Genomic DNA, 22,499 nt, shown 5'->3' on the forward strand with positions numbered 1-22,499 from the left:
TCCCCCTTGTTCCCTCTATTACATGCTGACGACATTTTCATCAGTTGATGCTTTTGTTTCTAATTCACTTTCTTCTTTCAATTTCTGCTTATCCCACATTCTAAAGAATGGGTAGTATAGAGCAAATGACAGCGCAAGGTTAATCAGCTGCATGACAGCACCAGAGATTTTGCCTCCTGTGGCGAGATAGCCTGAAATGATTGGCGGCATGGTCCATGGGACAGCGATCCCGGCTGGTTTTGCCACAAGCCCTGTGCTCATTCCGATATATGTGGTGATGATCATCATGATTGGCGTAAGGATAAACGGAATGAGGAGCATTGGGTTCATGACAATCGGCATTCCAAAAATGATCGGTTCGTTAATGTTAAAGATGGCTGGCCCAATGGCAAGGCGGCCAAGCTGTTTCATTTGTTTACTTCTGGCGCGTAAGATCATGGTCAGCACCAAAGCAAGCGTTGCTCCGCTTCCGCCGACGTTGATGAAGATTTCAAAGAACTGCGCTGTGAAAATATTCGGCAGTACTTCTCCTGCTTGGAATGCAAGACGGTTCTCATCCATTGCACCGAGCCAAATTGGCCCCATGACGCCGCCGACAATGGTTGCTCCGTGAATACCACATGCCCAGAGGAGCATTTGCACACCCATCGCAACGATACTGCCGCCTAAGCTGCCACCAAGAATCGATAGCGGTGTGCCAATTAAGACCGTGATGATATTATGAATACTCTCAAAAGGTGTCATCTCAATCACAAGTCTAGCGACCCAGATCAGGGTGATGACCACAAAACCTGGAATAAGTGCAATAAACGATTTACTGACTGCTGGCGGTACACCATCAGGCATTTTGATAACAATGTTCCGCTGTACAATGAAGCGGTAAATTTCGGTTGAAAGCATGGCAATAATCATGGCAACGAATAAACCTTTACTGCCCATCAGTGTGACAGGAATTCCCCCGCCAACTAGGATAGCTTCTGTTGAGCCTTCAGGTGTGAAAGGTACTTGATATGGTGTAGCCAAAAGGAAAGCCGCAACAGCGATCGCACCAGATGATAGCGCATCAACGGCATACTTTTCAGCAAGCCTGTAAGCAATCCCGAAGGTCGCAACAAGTGCCATAATGTCAAAGGTTGCATTAACAGGATAGGATAGTTTCGTGGCCCATTCTGCTCCGAAGATACTTGCCATAAAATCGCTGTATCCTGGAATCGGAAGGTTGGCTAAAATGAGAAACAGTGAACCGACAATAATGAGAGGCATCGTTAAAACAATTCCGTCACGCAATGCTTGTAAATGTCTTTGAGCGGCAATCTTCCCTGCAAACGGCATGACCTTCTCTTCTAGAAATCGGTTGAATCCATTCATCCCCTCCGCCCCCTTTATCCGTTCACTAACTGTTCAGCAGATTTTAAAACCTCAGCGCCATTACAAACGCCATAATGCACAGTATTAATCACGTCTACTGGGATTCCTTTTTCTTCTCCGAGCTTTTTCATTTGTGGTAATAAATATCGAACCTGAGGTCCTAATAAAAGCACATCGGCTTGATCAATATGATTTTTCGCAGAATCTCCTGATACTGCCCAAATACGATATTCTTTTCCTTGTTCTTGTGCGCTTTTCTCCATTTTTGTGACAAGTAAGCTTGTGGACATACCTGCTGCGCAAACCAATAAGATGTTCATGTGTAAACGCCCCCTTTTCAAAGTGTGAAGCTATTCTTTACACTTTCATCATATTATGAAACCGCTTTCATAAACACCCATACTTTTTCCTTTAGGAAGCGGAAAAAGTTAATATCACACAGTTAGTTCTTGTACGAAGGAACCTTTTTATACATGATATCAAGCATGTCTTCAAATGTATCACAGGCGATCAGATGCTGAATGAATTTCACATTATGCACAAGCTCTCCCAGCAGGCGGTACATGCCTTTTAAATCTTTGGCATTCTCTTTTTCGACACAAAGCAGGCAGACAAATTGAACCTTTTTCTCTCCCCAAATGATTGGTTTTTCTAATGTACATATCGCCCAAAACGTCTCATCTGTCAGCGGCGTCATCGGGTGCGGAATCGCTGTATAATGTCCGAAAGAGGTTGGGGCAGCCTCTTCTCTTTCCATGACAGATGGTGTGAGTTCAGCTGGCGCTAAGCCCATATCGATGACTTTTTGCGTTAAAAAGGTGATGACCTCTTCCTTTGTTTGAAAGGCGCGTTTTGTAAAAACCAATTCCTTTTTCATATATTGAGAGGCCAATGTCACCCTTGTTTCACTCGTCAGAGCTTCTTCAATTTTTAAAAAATCACTGCCTCCCAATATGGTGTTCACTTGAATGACTGGAACCGGTAAATCCATATGAATTGGGATCGTTGTAATAATCAAATCCAGGGCATGCAAAGAGACATGCGGCAGCGAATATAGCTCTGCTGTTCCTAAAATGGTCAGCTTTGACCCAAATTGTGACCGCAAACGATCCTGCAGCAGCCTTGCACTCCCTGCACCAGACGCACAGACAATAAGACACCGCTTCGGCGGGATCTCCATTTTCCTCCGCTCTAAAGCCGCACCAAAGTGAAGCGCCATATATCCGATTTCGTTCTCATGAATACTCAGCCCTTCCTCTTCTTCAAGGACCCTGCTGGCGATAATCCCCGCTTCAAAAGCAAGGGGATACCCCGCTTTTATTTCATCAAGCATCGGATTTCTTAAGTTCATTCCATATTTACATCGGTTGATGGCAGGCTTTAAGTGCAGACTGAGTCCAATCATTAGTTCCGTATCACCGGCTAAATCAAGCTGCAGTTTTTGATCAATGGCCTTCAGCATGAGCTGTACAAGCCGGCTCGTGTCATCATCTACAATTTGTTTTTGACCGCTCGAGGAAAAGGACTGTACCATTTTGGCTGTTCCTAGCAAATGAATGGTGATATAGACAATTTCCTCTTGTGGAAATGAGACATCCAGCAGCCCTTCAAGACGCTCCACCATTTTTTTAGCGACCTTATATTCCTTTGCCCGCGGAATTTCGCTGATTTCCTCTGGAAGAACAGATACATAGTTTCCGTGTCTAATTCGTTTGCAGGCAATGGCGACATGAACGATTAAATTATTCATGCAAATGTCTGATAGATTCATACCTTCCTCATTGATATAATTGATCATTGTTTTCTGAATCAATTCGAGTTCATGCTTTGGCAAAATAGTAACAGCTGTGTTCAACATCGTTTGATAAGAACGACGTTCATTGAATAAATATTCTGACATACAATAACGGATTTTCATCTCTGATCCCTTGATTCGGCAGCCTTTGCTAGGCTTCGCTTCCAGCTTCAGATCAAAGGGCTCCAGCTTACGTTTGACCGATTTCACATCGTTGCTCATCGTTGATTTACTAATAAACAGCTGCTCCTGTAAATCCTCCAGCTTCACATAGGATTCTGCCAAAAGAAGCCTTTTTAAAATAAACCGAACACGCTCCTCTGGCAGCACAGCAAGCGGCTCTTCCTGCTCGACCTCCTCCTTCATAAAACGGCGAAAGGCATTCTCATCGTTGATCAGCAGCTCATAACCAGCTCCTCTAACAGCTGTTACAGCCGCTAGGTAAGGGGCAAGGCGGTCGTTCAGTTCCTTTATGTCTGTACGAATGGTGCGGCTTGTCACTTGTAAACTGGCAGAAAGTGCAGCGCTGGTGAGCGGGGTCTCAGCTGCCATGAGCTGACTTAAGATGTGCGCCAGTCTTTTACTCAGCATCAGATCGGCCTCCTTATGTAGGGGTGGAGAATCTGCCTTGTCTGGACAGGTTGTATCCGCTTGCAGTTCTCTTCATTACTCATATTCTACTGAAAAGAAATAAAAATTGCCAACTCATTTATATGACAAATGCCCCTATTTATACAACTAACCATATCTAATGTCCTATGAATCTTTTTGAAAAATACTTGCGAAAACCACGAAAAAAAGGCGTACACCTTCGTGTATCCGCCTTCTTTATGAAGAGATCAGCTCGGTAAAGACAACCAATCTTTTTTCATGCGTACCTGCTGCATGATCAAAGGTCCCTGTACAAGTGATTAAATTGAGATTCCGTGTAAAGGCGTATCCAAAAAACGCATTGGGCTTCTCTTCACGCGGATAGCTTCTTACTTTTATGACTTCAAAGCTTCGCTTTTTTCCTGATGAGGACGTGACGACCACCTTGTCTCCCTTTTTTAGCTCCTTTAATCGATAAAAAACCGATGGCCCCCATTTATTATCTACATGGCCATTCATGACGGCATTCCCTTTATCTCCCGGCTTTGGACCATCTTCAAACCAAGCGGTGTTGTCTGTATCCTGAGGAACACCCATACTGCCATCATTTGATAAAGATGTTTTCTCCACTTTTGCTTTGACATCAATAGCGGGAATGGCGATTTCAGCTGGTACAATGCCAGACGGCTCGTCTTTTAATGTATCGTGTGAGTGGTTCTGTTTCTCAGCTTGATGTGTAGTCATTTCCTTAGAAACGGATATGTTTTTTGAGGATGACGATTCATCCATTGACGGTGATGAACAGCCTGTGATGATGAGAAGCGAAAGAATACTGAGCAGCCAATTCTTCATCTAAGCCGGCCTCCTTTTGAAGAAAGGAACGGCACGATTGTGCACGTTCCCATCTGTCTTTATGAGTTAGAATTTGATGCCTTACGGCGAATGAGGAAAAATGCACCGCCTGCTAGAATTAAACTTGCGATCATACCCGCAAATGCTTCATAGGACATGCCTAAAGGACCGGCTGTGCCTCCCATACCTGTTTTCGGCATTTCATTAGGCATATTGGATTTGAACAGCTCAGGATGCTGATCAACAATCGCTGCTGCGACATCCTGACCAACCATGAACATATGACCATAAGCCTCTCTCACTGTCGGATAAAGCTGATCATATTCGCCATTATGGTAAGACGTATATGTTTTGATCAGCTCATCAATATGTGTTTTCAAACCAGCCTCTAAATCAGCTGCCTTTAAACGTCCATCTGTCGCTTGATCTAGGAATTTCGCTTGCTTCATTCGATACGCTTCTAAATCTTTGACAGCCTTTTCTTTTGCTTGTTGATTCCCTGATGCATCCGCTTTGACATAATCAACTAAATAGCCGATATGGCTTGACCAAATGTCTTTGAATTGTTTGCCTGCATCCTTACCATAAACAGATGCAATCGCAGCAGATAAATCATTTGTGTTTTCATTTAAAGCCCCTGCTGCCTGCTTAAAGTCCTTACTGCCATCATTTCCTTTTTGCATGGCAACTACCGCGAGTACCAAATGCTCTGAGAACAAGTAGTTTAAATCTTCACGAAGATCCGCTGCTGGTGTATCCACTGACTTTTGATCAAATTTCCCAGGAAATTGATCTGTGATGGCCCATGACACGCCTTTTCCTACCTCAAACATATGATGAATGGATTTTCTAACCGTTTCATAGGTCGTATCAAAATCCTTTTCAGTATAGCTGTCAAACGCTTTTAGCAGTTCATTCACATGCATCTTCAAGCCTTCTTCAAGCTCACTTGCTTTCAGTCTGCCGTCTGTTGCTTGATCGAGCATATCGGCTTGTTTCATTCGATATTGATCAAGCTGCTTCATCGCTTTCTTTTTACCTGCATTATCTTTTTTCGCTGCGGCTTGTACATAGTCAACAAAGTAGCCGATATGACTTGACCAAATGTCCTTGAATTGTTTGCCTGCTTTTTTTCCATATACAGAGGCAATTGCATCTGATAAGTCATTCGTGTTGTCATTTAAAGCCGCCGCTGCTTGATCGAAGTCTTTACTGCCGTCAATTCCTTTTTGCATTGTGATCACTGCTAAATAGGCATGCTCTGAAAACAGCTGATCTAGCGCTGCTCGAAGATCTGCGGCTTTATTTGACACCTCTTGTGATGAAGACGTCTTCTTCGCCTCCCCATGCATATGTCCTTCGTGTGCACTTGCGCTATGAGCCACTGGGAATAGTAACGCTGCGCTCAGTGGAATGGTTAACATTGCTTTCTTCATGTTCATTTTTTATTTCCTCCTCTTTCCGTTTGTTATGTACTTAACGGAGAGATGGATGAAATGGATCATTCAATTCTTTTGTTTTTTTCTTACAACACAGGATCTGTATGTTTGCATAAAAAAAAGCCGGATTATCCGGCTGATACGTTGCGACGTTTAGATGCTTTTCGCTCTTTATATATTTTTCTCACCAATGGATAAATCACAGGTGCCCATTTGACAATTTGTTTCAGCCATTTTTTCATTTCTCCCGCGCCTCCTTATTGTCATTCTTAAAGGACGATTCCCCATCTTGTCATGAAATAAACAGGTGCGGGAGAGCAGGAGTTAAATCACGCCTTGTGCGATCATGGCATCTGCCACTTTACGAAATCCTGCAATATTTGCTCCAACCATGATGTTTCCTGAGTGCCCATATTCGTCTGCTGTCTCTGTACACTGACGATAAATAGACTGCATCATTTGTTTCAGCTGAGCATCTACTTCTTCAAATGTCCAAGATATTCTTGCACTGTTTTGTGCCATTTCCAGTGCTGATACACCTACTCCTCCAGCATTGGCCGCTTTCGCTGGCGCAAATAAAATACGATTCTCTTCAAATACTTTGACCGCCTTAAGAGTGGATGGCATATTGGCTCCTTCTCCTACAGCGATGACACCATTTGCCACAAGCTGCTGTGCATGCGCCTCTGATATTTCATTTTGTGTTGCACATGGCAGCGCAATATCACAAGGAACGGACCAAATTTGTTCGCAATCTTCAATTAATTCAGCATGCGGGTGAATGTCTATGTATGCCCCAATCCGCTGATTCTCGACTTCCTTCAGCTGCTTGATGGTCTCAAGTGAAATCCCTTGAGGATCATAAATCGCTCCGCTTGAATCACTGCAAGCCACAACCTTACCGCCTAATTCGATTACCTTTTCCATTGCATAAATAGACACATTTCCTGAGCCTGATACAACAACTGAACGCCCTTCAAATTGGAGCCCATGTGCTTTCAGCATTTCCTCCATGAAGTACACCAGTCCGTAACCTGTTGCCTCTTTTCTCCCTAAGCTGCCTCCGAATCCAGGGCTTTTCCCCGTGAGTACACCCGCTTCATAAGCACCGCGCATTTTCTTGTACTGTCCGAACATATAGCCAATTTCGCGTGCTCCTACACCAATATCACCTGCTGGCACATCTTGATCAGGTCCAATATATCGGCCGAGTTCACTCATAAAGCTTTGAACGAAACGCATGATTTCTCCATCGGACTTCCCTTTAGGGTCAAAATCCGATCCGCCTTTCCCTCCGCCAATCGGCATACCAGTCAGTGCGTTTTTAAAGATTTGTTCAAACCCTAAAAACTTGATAATGCTTGCATTGACGGTTGGATGAAAACGAATGCCTCCTTTATAAGGACCGATGGCACTATTGAATTGAACCCTAAACCCTCGATTGACTTGTACTTTGCCCTCATCGTCTACCCATGGCACTCGAAATACCACAAGCCGCTCAGGCTCAATGAGTCGTTCTAAAATGCCCTGTTTTTCATACTCTGGGTGCTTCGCAAAAACTGGGACGAGTGATTCCAGAATTTCTTTTACGGCTTGCTGGAATTCCTCCTCGCCGGGATTTCGTTTTTCCACCTCTTCTAACACACGGTGGATGTAGCTTTGTGCTGTTTGTGCTGCTCGATCTAAGGTCAACATATCCCATCTGCCTCCTTGTAGATATCTCCACACATTTAATTGTTAGATTTTCTAACGCATATTGAGATTAATTTAACACCAATTGTAAAATCTGATCAATATTGATAACAGATGAAAATGATGCCGAATTGAGATAGATCAAGCAGCCGCAGCGATTGTCTTAAAAATAAGCGCTCAAGAAATGACTTATGTGCTAGAAATGAACACGCGGATATTTCTCGTCCCGTTTTCTTTGACAAATACATGAATCATGCTGAATTTCTAGCTGGTTTTCCATTGAAAAAAGGGTCAAAAGTTTGATCGGATACACTCAATCTTTTCGGAGCTTTCCACCTCTTTTTCGATCAGGTAACACAACACAAAGCCAATATAAAATAGAAGACGATGGAAAGTTAATGAGACCGACAATGCCCCAGAACCACTTGTAACGCCCTCTTTTCTTTGCATCTATAAATAAAAGAAAGCCCTGTGCAAACAATAACGGCAAGACGCACAATAAGATGATCATTTCCGACTGACTCATACGGAAGACCCTCCTTTGATATGTTGATATTCCTTGTAGCCAACAACAAAGCAGATGGGGACGCTCACTATTTGGAGAAGAATGAAGATGATAGGCAAATGGGTAATGGCAGCTGCAAAGAGTGCTAGAATGGTCAAACTGATCAAAACGTATGCCAGCACTTCTTGTTTAAAACGCCTTTTCTCTTTTTCCTTCGCCTGTTTCAGCATCATCATGACAGCCTGCTCACTTGGCTTTTCCACTTCAATTTGTTCGTCTAGCTGCTGCAGCTCTTCTTTTAAACGTTCGGTCAAACGATCTTCCTTCATAAATCCCACTCCTTTCGAATTTTCTTTAATCCATGATGAACCCTCGATTTCACAGTGCCTTCTCTCATTCCAAGCATTGAAGCCATTTCTGGGTAGGTAAATCCATAATAATAGTGCAGAATAATCGGTGCTCTCTCCTGAGCCTTTAATTCATTTAAAGCATCCCACATGTCATGCCATGTGTTCCCCTTTTGCTGAACGTCCCATTTAAAGCGGCGTATGGCTTCCTGATTCGCTTTTCCTTCTCTCATTTGTTCACGTTTTCTTTTCTTCTGGTGATCTAAAAATTGCCTAGATGCAATCGAAATAAGCCAGGTTGAAAATAAGGCATCTCCTCTAAATGAAGAAAGTTTCATATACGCTTTCAGCATCGTTTCTTGCATGATTTCCTCTGCCAGCTCTTGTTGAAGGGTCAGCTTCAACATATATCGGTAAAGAAAGGAATAATGATGCCGATAAAGGGCTGTAAACGCGGCATCATCTCCCTGTTTTGCCCGCTGAATCAATAATGTCTCTTCTGTCTGCTCCAAGCACGCCCCTCCTTCCTTTTCTTCTCTTACTCATAAGACGACACGGATGACAATATCGTTTAAATTAGACCTTATTTTTTAGCATTCCTTCTATGATTCTCGTTTTATATCCAATTTTTTCTTATGTAATGATTATGGCATTCCTTCTTCTCTAACAAAATGATGCGTTTATAATCATCTTGATTTTCTACCAAACGGAGAGCCTCCTCTCCATAATCAAGATGTCATCCTCATACCTATCGACAATGGTCCTTATCTCATGAAGATGAAAATGAAATAATCATTGGCTTAGCTTCCTAGAAAATCATGGAATACGCTGCGCCTATCCTTAGCCGATGATACCTTTTTGCATGCTATGCTCATCCTACATTCCGAAAGAAGCAATGCTTGTGAAGGAAGGAGGAGTGGTTGAATCACAGCTTATTTTGGAAACGTTTTCATTAAAATAAAATAGAATGGAGATGTTGAGTTTGAAAAGAAAAATTCCAATGTTAGCCGGTGTATTAGCTGTTGGTCTCGTCACTTCATTATTTGCACCAAACGGGGAGGCAAAGGCAGCAGCCAAATATCCAGAAAGCCCTTCTATTATGGCCAACTTTAATCAACAAGGCTTCTCCACATTAAATGGCGGCACAACAGGCGGTGAAGGCGGTAAAACCGTCACAGTCAAAACTGGAAATGAACTATTGGCTGCCCTCAAAAATAAAGGAACAAACGAAAAATTAAAAATTGTTGTAGACGGGACCATTACCCCTTCTAATACATCAGCCAATAAAATCGATGTGAAAGATACAAATAATGTCTCGATCGTCGGTAAAGGGACGAACGGCGAATTGAATGGAATTGGCATTAAAGTATGGCGTGCCAATAACATCATCATCCGCAACTTGAAAATCCACCACAGCAAAATCGGTGACAAGGATGCCATCGGGATCGAAGGCGGTTCTAAAAACATATGGGTCGATCATAATGAATTGTACAACACATTGAATTCCGGGAAGGATGATTACGATGGTTTATTTGATGTAAAAAATGACTCTGACTACATTACCTTCTCGTGGAACTATGTACATGACAGCTGGAAAACAATGCTCATGGGCAGCTCCGATAACGATAACTACAATCGAAAAATTACGTTCCACAACAACCGCTTTGAAAACCTAAACTCTCGTGTACCGTCTATGCGCTTCGGGGAAGGACATGTCTATAACAACTATTATAAAAACATCCTCACAACAGCGATTAACTCACGTATGGGCGCGAAAATGAGAATTGAACACAACGTATTTGAAAACACCACAAATGCCATTGGAAGCTGGGACAGCCGTCAAGTTGGTACATGGCATGTCATCAACAACTCGTATATTAACAGCACAGGCAGTCTGCCAACGTCTTCAACAGGTACGTATAACCCTCCTTATAACTACTCTTTGCTTAACGTGAACAATGTGAAATCAGAAGTGATATCAAATGCAGGTGTTGGTAAAGTAAACCCTTAAACCACAAAACGTTCGGGCAGAGATTTCCTGTCCGAACGTTTTTGTCATTTCATCCATTTATATTGTAGAAAACGGGCGATCCATTTCATACAGCTTTTGATAACGCTTGTTTTCTTTTAGTAACTCCTGATGCTGACCCTGCATCTCAATGCGTCCGTCTTCAATAAACATGATGCGGTCACACGCCTCACAGCCAGTCAGATGATGGGTGATCCAAATAACTGTTTTCCCTTTTAACACACGGAAGATGGTTTCAAGCAATTCACGCTCTTTCCGTGGATCAAGCCCGACGGTGGGTTCATCTAATACAACAACCGGCGTGTCCTGAAGCAAAATTCGAGCTAACGCCATACGCTGTCTTTCTCCACCTGAAAATCGAACCCCTGTCTCCTGAACACCTGTGTGATAACCTTCTGGCAAAGACTCGATGTCATCATGCAGCTGCACTTGTCTAGCTGCTTCTTTTACCTGCTCTTCTGTTGCCTCTGGAGATCCTAAACGAATATTGTTTAAAACAGACGTATCGAATAAATATGGCTGTTGATTCAGCACAGATACATAGGCAGACACCTTCTCTTGAATGCTTTGAACCGGTTTTCCTTGAATGCTGACAGTCCCTTGATTTGGAACAACTGCCCCTTCTAACAATTTCAAAATGGTCGATTTTCCTGCACCGCTTTTTCCTAAAAGCGCGAGTGATTCCCCTTGCTTCAGAGAAAAGGACAGGTCTTGAAGGACATATTGATGCGTGTCATACCGAAAGGACACTTGATCAAAACAGACAGCTTCATCGTGAGAAAGGGCTGATTGATCCACTGCCTTGCTCTCAGCTTCTCCTTCATATGACTGCTTTTCATAATGATGTAATCTGCTGACAGCATGCTGATAGACGGGAATATCACCTGCCGCATCTGACAGCGGAAGAAAGGCTTCTGTTAATGGAAACAGCACAAGTACAAAGGCTGCAATCAGTGTGTGTGACATGGATCCTGACTGAACGACCGAGCCGCTCCAATACACAACAAGCACGACAGCCCCTCCAATCAAGAGCTGTGCCAAAAATTGACGCACGCGGATAAATCGATGTTTCGCTGCTTCAAGCGCTAACAGCTGCGCTTCTTTTTGTTCATATCCATCCACAAAATCTTTCTGCCTGCCGCTGAACAGCCAGTCACTAACGCCCATGACTGCATCTGTTAAATGGCTGTACAGTTCATTTCTGCCTTTTTTCATTTGAATTTGTCTTGCCCGGTTCACAAGCACTGTGACGTATGGGAAAACGAATATGAGAAGCGCCATATAAAGCAGCATCAGTCCAGCAAAAGGCCATGAGAAAAGGCCAAGTGCTCCAATGGATGCGGCATATAAAAGCAGTGCACCGATGGATGGAAAGATGGTTTTTAAATAGGCATCCTGCAATCTCTCCACATCATCTGACAAGAGACCAAGCATTTCACCTGTCCCAAGCTTTGTCTGTTTGGCACTTCGTTCAGCCATGTCATAGAGGCGTACACGCATTTTTTCAATCATTGTCAAAATGAGCTGATGGCTTGCCAGCCTTTCTGCGTAGCGGGCAGCAGAGCGCGAAATACCAAAGGTACGTACGGCCACAATTGGGACGTAGACCATGAGTATATTCTCAGGTCTTGTCGCAGCCTTTGAAATGAGAAATCCCGACGTGTACATTAGCATAGAAGCAGAGAATACCGCAATGGCTCCTAAAAATAAAACCAAGGCAAACAGCTTTTGATTCTCCTTGATATAAGGTATAAACCAGCCTTTACTGACCATGTGTGACCGCCCCCATTTGCTCCTGTACCAATTGATAATACACGCCTTTTCTTTGCATTAATGATTCATGTGTCCCCATTTCTGCGACGGTTCCTTGATCCATGACAATGATTTCATCCATGTCCGGCATCCAATGGAGTCTGTGTGTCGCTAAGAACACAAGTTTATGTTCAAACAGTGGAAGCATTGTTTTCTTCAGTTCATACTCTGTTTCAATATCGAGATGCGCCGTTGGTTCATCTAACAGCATAATGGACCGCTGGCCCAGCACAGTTCGAGCAAGCGCAATTCTTTGCGCCTGTCCTCCGCTTAACTCTCTTCCCTGTTCTCCAATGACTTCGTCCAGTCCGTTTGGCAGCTGCGTAACCAGCTGAGATAAGCCAGCTTCATGCACCGCTCTTTCCACTTCTTCCTCTGTTGCATTTGGTTCATAAAAACGAATGTTTTCTCTTAATGTCATGTGAAATAAATAGGGGTGCTGCGGCATATAGACAACTTCCTTTTGCCATTCGTTCATCTGTAAATGACCAAGCGGCTGGCCGTTTAGCGTGATTTGACCCGAAGACGGTTCAACAAAGCCGCCGAGGACATCAGTTAATGTCGATTTCCCTGAACCACTGGCACCAATGATGCCGATTTTTTTCTTCCCTTTGACAGTGAGATCTACATCCTGAATGGAATAAGGAGCAAGTTCATCATGCTGAACACAAACATCCTGCAGGGTGAGCACGGATTGTTCATCCCACTTATTCAGCTGCACAGATTGTGTCTCCTGGGCGCGGAAGCCTTTTTCTTCTAAAATGACCTGCATGGCTTCATTCGCTTCTTTTCCATTTAACGTCGCATGATAATCATTTCCCACTTCACGTACCGGCAGAAAATACTCCGGCGCCAGCATAAGCGCCGTCAAAGCCGGCAATAACAGAAGCTCTCCTTCAATTAAACGTAAGCCAAGAAAAACAGCGACGGTTGCAATTGATAGCATGGAAAAGAAATCGAGGGCAAACGATGACAGAAAGGCGACCTTCAGTGTACTCATGGTCGCTTTTCGATATCGCTTTGACACCTCCGCAATATTACGGGAGTGTTTTTTGCTGATACCTAAGTAACGCAGCGTCTCAAGGCCCCGGAGAGAGTCAGTAAAATGATTGGATAATTTCTCATACGATCTCCATTGTTTGGCCGCTTTACGCTGAGCAACAAGGCCTAGCAAAATCATAAAAATAATTAAAATTGGCAGCGTCACAATTAAAATGACGGCTGATGTTTCATCTAATGTCCACACATAGATAAGGACCACCGCCGGAATCACTGCCATGTTCACCATTTTCGGCAAAAACAGCTGTAAATACTGACGGTATTGAGCAATTCCTTCCATTGCTAATGTGACAAGCTTTCCTGTCCCTTTTTTCTTTGCGAAGGCAGGCCCTAATCGAAAGAGTTGGTCTAACAGCTGCTTTCTGACGTCTGCTCCAATTCGGGAAGAGTAGGTAAACATGACCTTCTCCCGAATCAAGGTGAGACCGTGCCGCACAACAAAGGCAGCAAGAAACAGCATGACATAAGGCGTTGCCTGCGAGAGGCTTTTCCCGTCAAACAGCGTTGTAATGGCATGTGCCAGCCACTGTGCTTGGAAAATAATACTTGCTCCTTGGATGAGTGACACAATACCTAAGAGGGCAAGAAGCCCTCTCATTCCTTTTAATTGAAGCAAACGTTTATCCATTAGTAGGTCATTGGCTCCTTACCGCTTACACGTTTACGGAAGACGTAATAGCTCCAAATTTGATACCCAAGCACAAAGGGCAGCAAAGAAACAGCAACAATCGTCATGACCGTCAGTGAATAAGATCCAGATGCAGCGTTTTGAATTGTGAGATCAAATGAATGACTGATTGAACTAATCATGACGCGCGGGAACAATGCAGTAAACAGCATGGACACCGTCACCATGATGCCTGCGCCTGTGAATAAGAATGTCCAGCCATCACGTTCTTTTCTCATCAAAACAAGGGCAGCTACATAACAAACCACAATCAGCACAGTTAATGGAATGGTGATGATCGGGCGTACAGTATAAATATCTGTTTCAATGATGGACACACCGACAAATATAACAAGAACAGGGAGTGCAATGAGCAGGACACGCTGGCCTAGTTTTCTTGCACGGTCTCTTAAGTCACCCTCTGTACGAAGTGTGACGAAAATCAAGCCATGCAGCAGACAAAGAACCGTCACAGCTAACCCGCCGATCACTGAGTAAAGATTCACAAAGTCCGTAAATCCAGCGTACATGTTCATGTCTTGATCAATTGGCATCCCTCGTAAAATACTCGTGAATAACACACCGAGCAAAAACGGCGGAAGCAGACTGCCAAAGAAGATCACCCAGTCCCACGCTTTAATCCAAGAGGCTTTCTCAACCTTCCCTCGGAATTCAAAGGCGACGCCGCGCCCAATGAGCGCTAAGAGGAGAACCGCAAACGGAATATAGTATCCGCTGAACATCGTGGCATACCAGTGAGGAAATGCAGCGAAAATAGCGCCGCCAGCTGTAATTAGCCAGACCTCATTCGCATCCCAGAAAGGACCAATCGTATTGATTAAAATGCGGCGCTCGTGCGCGTCCTTTCCAAGCAGCTGCATGGACATCCCGACACCAAAATCAAATCCTTCTAAGAAGAAAAATCCAACAAACAATACTGCGACAAGAATAAACCAAATCTCGTTAAGATATACCATGATATGCGCCTCCATCAAATGGATCTGTAGACAGGTCCGTTTCATCCTTTTGATCTGTATCCTCTTCAGAATGTGCACCTTTTTTAATTTCTCGAATGAATAAGTAGGCAAGCAAAATGGCAAGAATCAGATACATCACCGTAAAGCTAATGACTGAGAATAACAGCATGCCATACGATACGTTCGGTGAAATCGATTGAGCTGTCGTCATCATACCAAAGACAGTCCACGGCTGACGCCCAATTTCAGTCATGATCCAGCCGGCTGAGTTCGCAATAAACGGAAACGCGATCATCCCTACCATGAAGCGTAAAAACCATTTGTTCGTTTCTAGTTTCTTTCTAAAGCTCAAATATAAGCCAATCATACTAGCAAAAATCATCAGCATGCCAGCACCGACCATGATTCTAAAGCTCCAGAATGTTGTTTTCACTGGCGGAATGTAGTCTCCAGGACCAAACTTGGCTTCATATTCTTTTTGAAGTGTCAGCATGCCTGGAACATCTCCACTGAACTTCTGATACGCCAAATAACTTAAAGCAAACGGAATATTGATCTCCGCAGAGTTTTCTTTTTTATTTGTGTCAATGTTGGCAAATAGTGTCCAAGCTGCTGGATCTCCACTATCCTTCCAAAGGGCTTCACTTGCTGCCATCTTCATTGGCTGTGATTTCATTAAGTGCTTCGCTTGATCATGTCCAGAGAACGCCACACCTAAACCAGAAATTAAAGCGAGGACCATCGCAATCTGGAATGACTTTTTGAAAAAGGCGATTTCTTGTTTTTTGATCATTTTATAGGCACTAACTCCTGCAATAAAGAAAGCTCCTGTTGCCAGTGCACCAAATAGAACGTGCGGAAACTCAACCCAAAGCTGCGGGTTCGTCACAAGAGCGCCAAAATCATTCATTTCTGCACGGCCATTTTTAATGGCAAATCCAACTGGCTCCTGCATAAATGAGTTAGCGAGTAAAATCCAAAATGCCGAAAAGATCGTACCAAGGGAAACAAGCCAAATGCACAATAAATGAATCTTCTTCGGCAGACGATCCCAGCCGAATATCCAAAGTCCAATAAATGTAGATTCAAGGAAAAAGGCCAAAAGTGCTTCAATGGCAAGCGGTGCACCAAAGACATCACCGACAAACCTTGAATAATCTGACCAGTTCATCCCAAACTGGAATTCCTGCAGAATCCCTGTTACCACACCTACTGCAAAGTTAAGTAAGAACAGGTGACCCCAAAACTTCGCCATCTTTTTATAGATGTCTTTTTTCTTGACGACATAAAGGGTCTGCATCAATGCGACGATAAACACCAAACCTATTGACATAGGAACAAAAATAAAATGAAATAATGTCGTTGAAGCAAATTGAAATCTTGCTAAAAACAGCTCACTCACAGCCTTACATCCTCCCTTACTTTACAAGCCGAACGATTCATGCTCACCATTTCACAAAATATTCACTATTTGTTCAATGTTTCACAAATAAAAGTCCATTTGAAATGGTTCACTCGGTGAAATTTTACTCTTGATTTTCATTCGGTTAGTTATTTATACCTGTACTTTACACCCATACGCTTCAAAAATAAAGTAAATTTTACCTAAAATTTGGATAGTATTGTGTCAGTTGTTTGAATACTTTGTCAAGAATATGTGACGAAAAATAAACAACCGCAAAAAAATAGCGCTGCATGTGAGCCGCAGCGCTTTGTTTCTATTTTAAGCTTTTTTCTGTAAAGCAGGTCTTGTCACTTGGACTTCATAGTACGTAATTTTGTTTTTTAATAGACCTTCAGGTTTCGCTTTTCCATGAGCGTGTGCATCTCCAAATGCCTGAGACTTTGTCCAGTTCACAAAGTCTTCTTTTCGATTCCAGCGGGTATGAATGGTCACTTCATCGTAATCGGTTGTCTGCTGTGTGACCCAGACTTCCATACCTAAAAATCCTTCCATGAATTCTACTTGTCCCTGCTTGTTAAAACGCTTGACGAGGTGGTCTGCACTGCCTTTTTCTACTCTAACCTGGTTGTTTACAATGATCATGTTTGATTCATCTCCCTTTTGTTGTTGGATCGAAGCGATTGGGATAATGAGCGGATGCTCTCCATCTAGGTGAACCTCTGCCTGAATCCCAAAGACCTCTTTGAAAAAGTTTTCTGTTAATACTTCCTTTGGTGTCCCTATTTGGTAAACCTGACCACGCTTCATTGCAATCAGGCGATCACAATATTTTGCTGCCTGCTGCAGGTCATGAAGAACCATTAAAATGGTGATCCCATGCGTTTCATTCAGCTGTTTGAGCAGCTCTAGTAAATCAAGCTGATGTGCAATATCTAAGTAAGTGGTAGGCTCATCCAAAATAATCGTCTCTGTCTTCTGAGCCAGTGCCATGGCAATATACGCCTTCTGCCTTTCTCCGCCTGACAATGTATGCAGCATCCTGTTTTCATTCACGCGGCTATTTGTCACATCAAGCGCCCACTCTATCGCTTCCTGATCTGTCTTCGAGCTCTTTTTCCAGATCGAACGATGCGGACTGCGTCCAAGTGCAACCAGCTCACGTACTGTCATCGATGGGATGGCCGTTCTCGTCTGCATCAGAACGGCGATTTCTTGTGCAATCTCCTGTGCTGTCATTTCTTTTTGCGGGATATCGTGAATATAAATCATGCCGCTTTCAATCGACGTAAGGCGTGCGGCCGCTTTAATAAACGTCGACTTCCCTGACCCATTCGGTCCAATAATTCCTGTTACACTTCCTTTAGGCACAGCTGCTGAAATAGACGACAATCGAAAGCCTCCTTGACTGAGGCTCACGTCATCCATCGCAATCACATCCAACTTAACCCCTCCCTTTCTTTTTTAATAAATAGAGGAAGAAAGGTGCACCAATACAGGCAAGCAGAATACCAACAGGCAGTTCAACCGGTGTAAACCATACCCGTGCTGCTGTATCAGCAAAAACCACAAGTACGCCGCCGCCAAGCATTGAGATCGGCAGCAGGTAACGGTAGTCATCTCCAATTAAAAGGCGGATAAAATGAGGGACGACAAGACCGACAAATCCAATTAAACCGCTCACGCTTACAGCTGCACCCGCCAAAAGCGCCGCCAGTGCAATTAAGAAAAATCGGGTTCGCTCGACTCTAAGGCCGAGCAGCTGTGCTGAATCATCACCAAGCAAAAGAAGATTTGCCGGCTTGATCGCAAAAAAACAAAGACACAATCCAGCAATCGCATAAGGTGACACAAAGCTCAGGTGATGCCAGCTCCGTCCATTTAATCCTCCTGATAAAAAAGGCAGAACAGCCTGCACACGCTCACTATAAAGCACCATAAATCCATTCATGACCGCACCAAGCAGGGCATTGACTGCCACTCCCGCCAGAATCAATTTCAGTGGTGAAACCCCTTGATCGAACGACAAAATATACACAACAAGTGCCGCTAATAAAGCCCCTAGGAAGGCAGCCGCTGGAAGCAGATAAGTGAATTGCGGAAACACAATCATGCTGAGTACAGCAGCTAACCCGCCGCCGGCAGTCACACCGATGATCCCGGGGTCAGCGAGTGGATTTCGGACGACTCCTTGTAAAATGGCCCCTGATGCTGCGAGACAGGCTCCGACAATGAAACCTATGAGAACGCGAGGCAGGCGTAAATCCATGACGATTTTTTCATGGACTGGCTGGCCTGATCCCGTCAAAGCAGCGATCAAATCTGGCAGCGATAATTGAACAGAACCTAATGCAAGCCCTAGGCATATGCCCACACCTAGTGAGATAAGCAGTCCCGGTATCAGCCATCTTCTTCTTGACTGTCTTTTTTGAAAATCTAACTCTGCATTCACCTTCATGATGACAATCGCTTCAATCTCTTCTCTAGTTCATCAATCGCCTTTATGACGTCTGCGCCTGGGTTCGTCCCGAATAAATCACTAGGCAGAATCTCCACGCGGCCATTTTTGACAGCTGATACGTCGTGCCATGCTGCATTCTGTTTCATTTCACTCATAAAGCCCGCTTTCACATCGTCAGGATTGCTGTGTGTCATGAGCAGAATGAGATCAGGATCGGCTTCGATCACCTTTTCTGCATTAATTTGGGCGTATTGAGGAAATTTTTCGAGTGCCGGTTCATTCTCAGCAATGTTTGCACCCCCAGCGATGTGCAGCAAATCTCCGCTTAAGGATTGGGGAAGTGCCGCCATATATGTGCCGGGTGCACCGTACACAACGAGTGTTTTCACTTTTTTCTTAGGCTGCTTGACCTGCTTTTTTCGCTCATCAATTTTCTCATTGAGTGCTTTAGCCTTTTGCTGCTTTCCGAGCAACTCCCCAAATAACGAGATTTGACGCTGGATGTCCTTCACTGAATTGGCACTTGTCAAAAGAAGCTGTGAATCAATTCCTTCTATTGTAGAGATGTCCTTGCTGTTTAATTGTTCATTTCCAAGCACAACATCAGGCTTTAAGCTTGTGATCAGCTCTACATCAAATTGATGCGTTGTGCCAATCGTTTGTACGGACTTTGCCTTTTGTAAGCTGGCTGGTAACTCAGCAGTTGGCCGGCCGACCGCCTTACCGCCTAAAGCATACAGAATACTCATGTCCCCGGTCGACAAGGCGACGATACGCTGAGGGGATTCATCAAACGACAGCGTTCTTCCGGTAAAATCCTTTATTTTCAGCGCTCCTTGCCCGCTTCCTTTCTCTACAGGTGCTGCCTGACTGCATCCGCCGAGGAGAAGCATCAAGACGAGTCCCGCCAAGATCACATGTGAAAATTTCAACCGTCTGTCTCTCCTTTTCTAGTAAACTTTCTTTAGCTTTGCCTGTACCACGAGACGCCCGCTTTTAGGTGCAAGCACATGATCACAGGTCGATAAGGTGAGGATGAGGTCATCTGTGGACACGTCTGTCTTCGTTTGATAGATTGATTTCTTCCGCACAGCTTGCAAGTAGTGCGCATATTCGCCAAGATCTTGAAAATCGGTTTGAATATAGTCGAAGTCAACCGTCGTTTCATACACAGCAAAAATCTCCGCTTCATAGCTTTGATACAGCGTATCGTACTGAAATGTCCGGTGCTCTTGGAAGAAATCTTTTTTTAGATAGTTTGTGAGTCCAGCGAACATGGATCCATCCCTCATCCGATGGCCGTACACCACTGTATTTGGGCTTTCATGCAGGACATCATTACGATAATCCATAAAGATACTGCCTGCCCGGGTGTCGTTTTTTAAATAATTGCGAGTTAAGTAGAACGCATTATCGTGAGATTGAACAATCGGATACTGAATCATCGTGTCTTTCATATTGATCCAGCCGACAATGTCCTCATTCACCTTCCGCAGCTCATCAAATGACGAACGGATCTTTCCCTGCTCCCGTTTTTCAGTCATACCTTCTTCATATCCATACATCGTCTGAGCCTTTGCAAGCACCTGGCGATTTTGATAATAACCGAAAAGTTCGAAGCCGATGGCTGTCCCGCTGTAAATAAATACGCCTAAACAAACGATCGTCAGCATCCGCTGCCAAAGCCGTTTTCCTCGTTTCACACTGTCTCACCTGCTTTTTGCCCAGCTTATATACCAACAGGCACGATGTACATCCCTGTTTCTGCATCCTGTCTAATCGTGACGGACACATCATAAATGTGCCGCACGTTTTCCTCTGTTAACACATCGTTTGGCTGTCCTTCACTGATAACCTGTCCATCCTTCATCGCTATGATGATATCGCTGTAGCGTACAGCCTGATTCATGTCGTGCAGCACCATGACAATCGTTAATCCATGCACGGCATTCAGTTCACGGATCAGCTCAAGAATGTCAAATTGATAGTAAATATCCAAATAAGTTGTCGGTTCATCTAAGAAAAGGATCGGTGTTTTCTGCGCAAGCGCCATCGCAATCCATACACGCTGCCGCTCTCCACCTGACAGAGAGGCGAGCGGCACCTTTCGTTTGTCCGTTAGCTTTGTACTGGACAGCGCCCACTCTATCGCTCTCTCATCCTCTTCCTTGTCTCCTCCGCGCATCGTCTGGTACGGCGTTCTGCCGAATGCCACGACCCGTTCGATCGTTAAATCAAGCGGCGCTTCATTTTGCTGATGGACGACAGCGAGCTTTTTTGCCAGCTCCTTTGGCTTGAACGTATTCAGCGTTTGCCCGTCTAAGTGAATTTGCCCTTTATTTGGACAATGATTATTCGACATTAAGGAAAGCAGTGTGGATTTTCCCGAGCCATTTGGACCGATAATGGTTGTGATTTTCCCCTTTTCAATCTTTGTTGTGACTGATTGAACGATGTCCTTCTGCTGGTCATATGAGAATGACACCTCACGAATGTCCATGGAGACGGTCCCCCCTTCTTAATAAAAAGATCAGAAACGGCCCGCCAATCACGGCCATGATCGTAGAAGCAGGAATCTCATTTGGCGCCACAAGCGTCCTGCCAAGCGTATCAGCCGTCAAAATAAGCAAAGCCCCGCTTAACGCAGAAAATGGAATCAGTACCCGGTGATCCGAGCCGACAAGCCTTCTTGAAATGTGCGGAATGAGCAAGCCGACAAAGGCGATCACGCCCGCTACTGCAGCTGTCACCGCCGCAAGTAAAACGGCTGTGATGGAAATCAAAAGGCGCATTCTGGTCACACGCAATCCTAAATTTTTCGCTGTCTTGTCCTGAAGAGCCAGGAGGTTGCACCACCTGCTGAAGAAGAGTGCAACGACAAGGCCGGCAACACCATAGACACCGATTAAACGGACATCTCCCCACGTTTTCATCGTGAGATTCGACTGTCCCGACTGATTAATCGTGATATTGAAATAGCTGCAAATGGTCACAAATGCTTCAGCCATTCCAGTAAACATGGCATTGATGGCGATCCCAACCAAGATCATGCGGATTGGGCTTAAACCACCCTTCCAAGACAGAACATACACGAGGAAGCACGCAATAGCTCCGCCTAATACCGAAAATAAAGGAGAGTAGAAATAAAATTGAGGAAGCGCTGTAATCGCCATTAATGAAAAGAAGCTGGCTCCTGATGAAATGCCAATGACGCCGGCATCAGCTAACGGATTCCTCATGACCGACTGCAGCAGTACACCAGAGACAGATAAGGCGGCCCCTGTAAACATCGCGATAAGCATGCGGGGAATTCTCAAATCTTTAATGATTTCTACCTGTGCATGTTGACCGGTGATGAGCCCTTCTAATAATTCAATTGGGGTGACATGAATGCTCCCAGTAATGGCTGAATAAATAAACACGCAGACCAGTAAGAGACTGACTATCAGAAATAAAATCCCTGTTTTTTTCATCTTGAACGTCCTTTTATCATTAAGATTCGC

21 protein-coding genes are annotated in these 22,499 nt (G+C 44.2%); 1 reads left to right on the forward strand and 20 read right to left on the reverse strand.

Features of this window, described 5'->3' with window-relative positions:
- Nucleotides 1–18: 18 nt before the first annotated feature.
- The 10 genes from celB to sigY form a co-directional block, all read right to left on the reverse strand.
- Nucleotides 19–1,368: a PTS cellobiose transporter subunit IIC gene (celB, locus tag MHH65_RS18090; protein ID WP_024423868.1), complete on the reverse strand. Its 1,350-nt coding sequence runs from the start codon at nucleotides 1,366–1,368 to the stop codon at nucleotides 19–21.
- Nucleotides 1,369–1,382: 14 nt separating this feature from the next.
- On the reverse strand, nucleotides 1,383–1,688 hold the full coding sequence (locus tag MHH65_RS18095) for a PTS sugar transporter subunit IIB (protein ID WP_024423869.1): 306 nt from the start codon (nucleotides 1,686–1,688) through the stop codon (nucleotides 1,383–1,385).
- Nucleotides 1,689–1,810: 122 nt separating this feature from the next.
- On the reverse strand, nucleotides 1,811–3,754 hold the full coding sequence (locus MHH65_RS18100) for a BglG family transcription antiterminator (protein ID WP_251232380.1): 1,944 nt from the start codon (nucleotides 3,752–3,754) through the stop codon (nucleotides 1,811–1,813).
- A 237-nt stretch (nucleotides 3,755–3,991) separates the two neighbouring features.
- Entirely contained in the window at nucleotides 3,992–4,606 is a 615-nt protein-coding gene (locus tag MHH65_RS18105; RefSeq protein WP_098677103.1) for a class F sortase, read from the reverse strand.
- A 59-nt stretch (nucleotides 4,607–4,665) separates the two neighbouring features.
- On the reverse strand, nucleotides 4,666–6,048 hold the full coding sequence (locus MHH65_RS18110) for a copper amine oxidase (protein ID WP_268413347.1): 1,383 nt from the start codon (nucleotides 6,046–6,048) through the stop codon (nucleotides 4,666–4,668).
- 125 nt (nucleotides 6,049–6,173) lie between these two features.
- Nucleotides 6,174–6,287 (reverse strand): hypothetical protein, encoded by a 114-nt coding sequence (locus MHH65_RS18115; protein ID WP_223251037.1) that lies wholly within the window; start codon nucleotides 6,285–6,287, stop codon nucleotides 6,174–6,176.
- 82 nt (nucleotides 6,288–6,369) lie between these two features.
- On the reverse strand, nucleotides 6,370–7,740 hold the full coding sequence (gene gdhA, locus MHH65_RS18120; RefSeq protein WP_268413345.1) for an NADP-specific glutamate dehydrogenase: 1,371 nt from the start codon (nucleotides 7,738–7,740) through the stop codon (nucleotides 6,370–6,372).
- A 310-nt stretch (nucleotides 7,741–8,050) separates the two neighbouring features.
- Nucleotides 8,051–8,263 carry a transcriptional regulator gene (locus MHH65_RS18125; RefSeq protein WP_268413342.1) on the reverse strand — a complete coding sequence of 71 codons (213 nt, stop codon included), beginning with the start codon at nucleotides 8,261–8,263 and terminating at the stop codon, nucleotides 8,051–8,053.
- A complete protein-coding gene (locus MHH65_RS18130; protein ID WP_034281336.1) occupies nucleotides 8,260–8,571 on the reverse strand; it encodes a YxlC family protein in 312 nt (103 codons plus the stop codon). Before MHH65_RS18130 ends, MHH65_RS18125 begins: the two co-directional genes overlap by 4 nt.
- Nucleotides 8,568–9,101 carry an RNA polymerase sigma factor SigY gene (gene sigY, locus MHH65_RS18135; RefSeq protein ID WP_034281337.1) on the reverse strand — a complete coding sequence of 178 codons (534 nt, stop codon included), beginning with the start codon at nucleotides 9,099–9,101 and terminating at the stop codon, nucleotides 8,568–8,570. Before sigY ends, MHH65_RS18130 begins: the two co-directional genes overlap by 4 nt.
- Before the next feature lie 461 nt (nucleotides 9,102–9,562).
- Between sigY and MHH65_RS18140 the strand changes: the two genes are divergently transcribed.
- Nucleotides 9,563–10,600 carry a pectate lyase gene (locus MHH65_RS18140; RefSeq protein ID WP_034281462.1) on the forward strand — a complete coding sequence of 346 codons (1,038 nt, stop codon included), beginning with the start codon at nucleotides 9,563–9,565 and terminating at the stop codon, nucleotides 10,598–10,600.
- A gap of 57 nt (nucleotides 10,601–10,657) precedes the next feature.
- Here MHH65_RS18140 and cydC read toward each other — a convergent pair whose 3' ends face one another.
- From cydC to MHH65_RS18190, 10 genes are all read right to left on the reverse strand, one after another.
- Nucleotides 10,658–12,391 carry a thiol reductant ABC exporter subunit CydC gene (cydC, locus tag MHH65_RS18145; protein WP_098677101.1) on the reverse strand — a complete coding sequence of 578 codons (1,734 nt, stop codon included), beginning with the start codon at nucleotides 12,389–12,391 and terminating at the stop codon, nucleotides 10,658–10,660.
- Nucleotides 12,381–14,117, reverse strand: coding sequence for a thiol reductant ABC exporter subunit CydD (gene cydD / locus MHH65_RS18150; RefSeq protein WP_098677100.1), 1,737 nt, complete (start codon nucleotides 14,115–14,117; stop codon nucleotides 12,381–12,383). Before cydD ends, cydC begins: the two co-directional genes overlap by 11 nt.
- Entirely contained in the window at nucleotides 14,117–15,133 is a 1,017-nt protein-coding gene (gene cydB, locus MHH65_RS18155; RefSeq protein ID WP_070326179.1) for a cytochrome d ubiquinol oxidase subunit II, read from the reverse strand. The genes cydD and cydB overlap by 1 nt, the downstream gene beginning before the upstream one ends.
- Nucleotides 15,120–16,535: a cytochrome ubiquinol oxidase subunit I gene (locus MHH65_RS18160; protein WP_041118224.1), complete on the reverse strand. Its 1,416-nt coding sequence runs from the start codon at nucleotides 16,533–16,535 to the stop codon at nucleotides 15,120–15,122. Before MHH65_RS18160 ends, cydB begins: the two co-directional genes overlap by 14 nt.
- A 321-nt stretch (nucleotides 16,536–16,856) precedes the next feature.
- A complete protein-coding gene (gene isdG, locus MHH65_RS18165) occupies nucleotides 16,857–17,978 on the reverse strand; it encodes a heme oxygenase (protein WP_024427505.1) in 1,122 nt (373 codons plus the stop codon).
- 1 nt (nucleotide 17,979) lies between these two features.
- Nucleotides 17,980–18,993 (reverse strand): iron ABC transporter permease, encoded by a 1,014-nt coding sequence (locus MHH65_RS18170; RefSeq protein WP_024423883.1) that lies wholly within the window; start codon nucleotides 18,991–18,993, stop codon nucleotides 17,980–17,982.
- Nucleotides 18,990–19,928: an ABC transporter substrate-binding protein gene (locus MHH65_RS18175; protein ID WP_024427506.1), complete on the reverse strand. Its 939-nt coding sequence runs from the start codon at nucleotides 19,926–19,928 to the stop codon at nucleotides 18,990–18,992. Before MHH65_RS18175 ends, MHH65_RS18170 begins: the two co-directional genes overlap by 4 nt.
- A gap of 18 nt (nucleotides 19,929–19,946) precedes the next feature.
- The gene (gene srtB, locus MHH65_RS18180; protein WP_024427507.1) at nucleotides 19,947–20,699 is read right to left on the reverse strand and encodes a class B sortase; all 753 of its coding nucleotides are present in this window, start codon (nucleotides 20,697–20,699) and stop codon (nucleotides 19,947–19,949) included.
- Between the two features lie 26 nt (nucleotides 20,700–20,725).
- Nucleotides 20,726–21,496 (reverse strand): ABC transporter ATP-binding protein, encoded by a 771-nt coding sequence (locus tag MHH65_RS18185; protein ID WP_024427508.1) that lies wholly within the window; start codon nucleotides 21,494–21,496, stop codon nucleotides 20,726–20,728.
- Nucleotides 21,483–22,469 (reverse strand): iron ABC transporter permease, encoded by a 987-nt coding sequence (locus MHH65_RS18190; protein WP_024427509.1) that lies wholly within the window; start codon nucleotides 22,467–22,469, stop codon nucleotides 21,483–21,485. The genes MHH65_RS18185 and MHH65_RS18190 overlap by 14 nt, the downstream gene beginning before the upstream one ends.
- Nucleotides 22,470–22,499: the final 30 nt, after the last annotated feature.

This window comes from Bacillus sp. FSL L8-0654, assembly GCF_038629965.1.
In the GTDB taxonomy this organism is placed as follows: Bacteria; Bacillota; Bacilli; order Bacillales; family Bacillaceae; genus Bacillus; species Bacillus safensis.

Bases quoted from the DNA above. Each gene is read 5' to 3' on its own strand.
- cydC (WP_098677101.1), bottom strand. From the start codon at position 12,391: ATGGTCAGTAAAGGCTGGTTTATACCTTATATCAAGGAGAATCAAAAG.
- MHH65_RS18170 (WP_024423883.1), bottom strand. From the start codon at position 18,993: ATGAAGGTGAATGCAGAGTTAGATTTTCAAAAAAGACAGTCAAGAAGA.
- MHH65_RS18190 (WP_024427509.1), bottom strand. From the start codon at position 22,469: ATGAAAAAAACAGGGATTTTATTTCTGATAGTCAGTCTCTTACTGGTC.
- MHH65_RS18130 (WP_034281336.1), bottom strand. From the start codon at position 8,571: ATGAAGGAAGATCGTTTGACCGAACGTTTAAAAGAAGAGCTGCAGCAG.
- MHH65_RS18095 (WP_024423869.1), bottom strand. From the start codon at position 1,688: ATGAACATCTTATTGGTTTGCGCAGCAGGTATGTCCACAAGCTTACTT.
- MHH65_RS18100 (WP_251232380.1), bottom strand. From the start codon at position 3,754: ATGCTGAGTAAAAGACTGGCGCACATCTTAAGTCAGCTCATGGCAGCT.
- MHH65_RS18110 (WP_268413347.1), bottom strand. From the start codon at position 6,048: ATGAACATGAAGAAAGCAATGTTAACCATTCCACTGAGCGCAGCGTTA.
- MHH65_RS18185 (WP_024427508.1), bottom strand. From the start codon at position 21,496: ATGGACATTCGTGAGGTGTCATTCTCATATGACCAGCAGAAGGACATC.
- cydD (WP_098677100.1), bottom strand. From the start codon at position 14,117: ATGGATAAACGTTTGCTTCAATTAAAAGGAATGAGAGGGCTTCTTGCC.
- cydB (WP_070326179.1), bottom strand. From the start codon at position 15,133: ATGGTATATCTTAACGAGATTTGGTTTATTCTTGTCGCAGTATTGTTT.
- celB (WP_024423868.1), bottom strand. From the start codon at position 1,368: ATGAATGGATTCAACCGATTTCTAGAAGAGAAGGTCATGCCGTTTGCA.
- MHH65_RS18125 (WP_268413342.1), bottom strand. From the start codon at position 8,263: ATGAGTCAGTCGGAAATGATCATCTTATTGTGCGTCTTGCCGTTATTG.
- MHH65_RS18115 (WP_223251037.1), bottom strand. From the start codon at position 6,287: ATGAAAAAATGGCTGAAACAAATTGTCAAATGGGCACCTGTGATTTAT.
- MHH65_RS18140 (WP_034281462.1), top strand. From the start codon at position 9,563: ATGTTGAGTTTGAAAAGAAAAATTCCAATGTTAGCCGGTGTATTAGCT.
- MHH65_RS18105 (WP_098677103.1), bottom strand. From the start codon at position 4,606: ATGAAGAATTGGCTGCTCAGTATTCTTTCGCTTCTCATCATCACAGGC.
- gdhA (WP_268413345.1), bottom strand. From the start codon at position 7,740: ATGTTGACCTTAGATCGAGCAGCACAAACAGCACAAAGCTACATCCAC.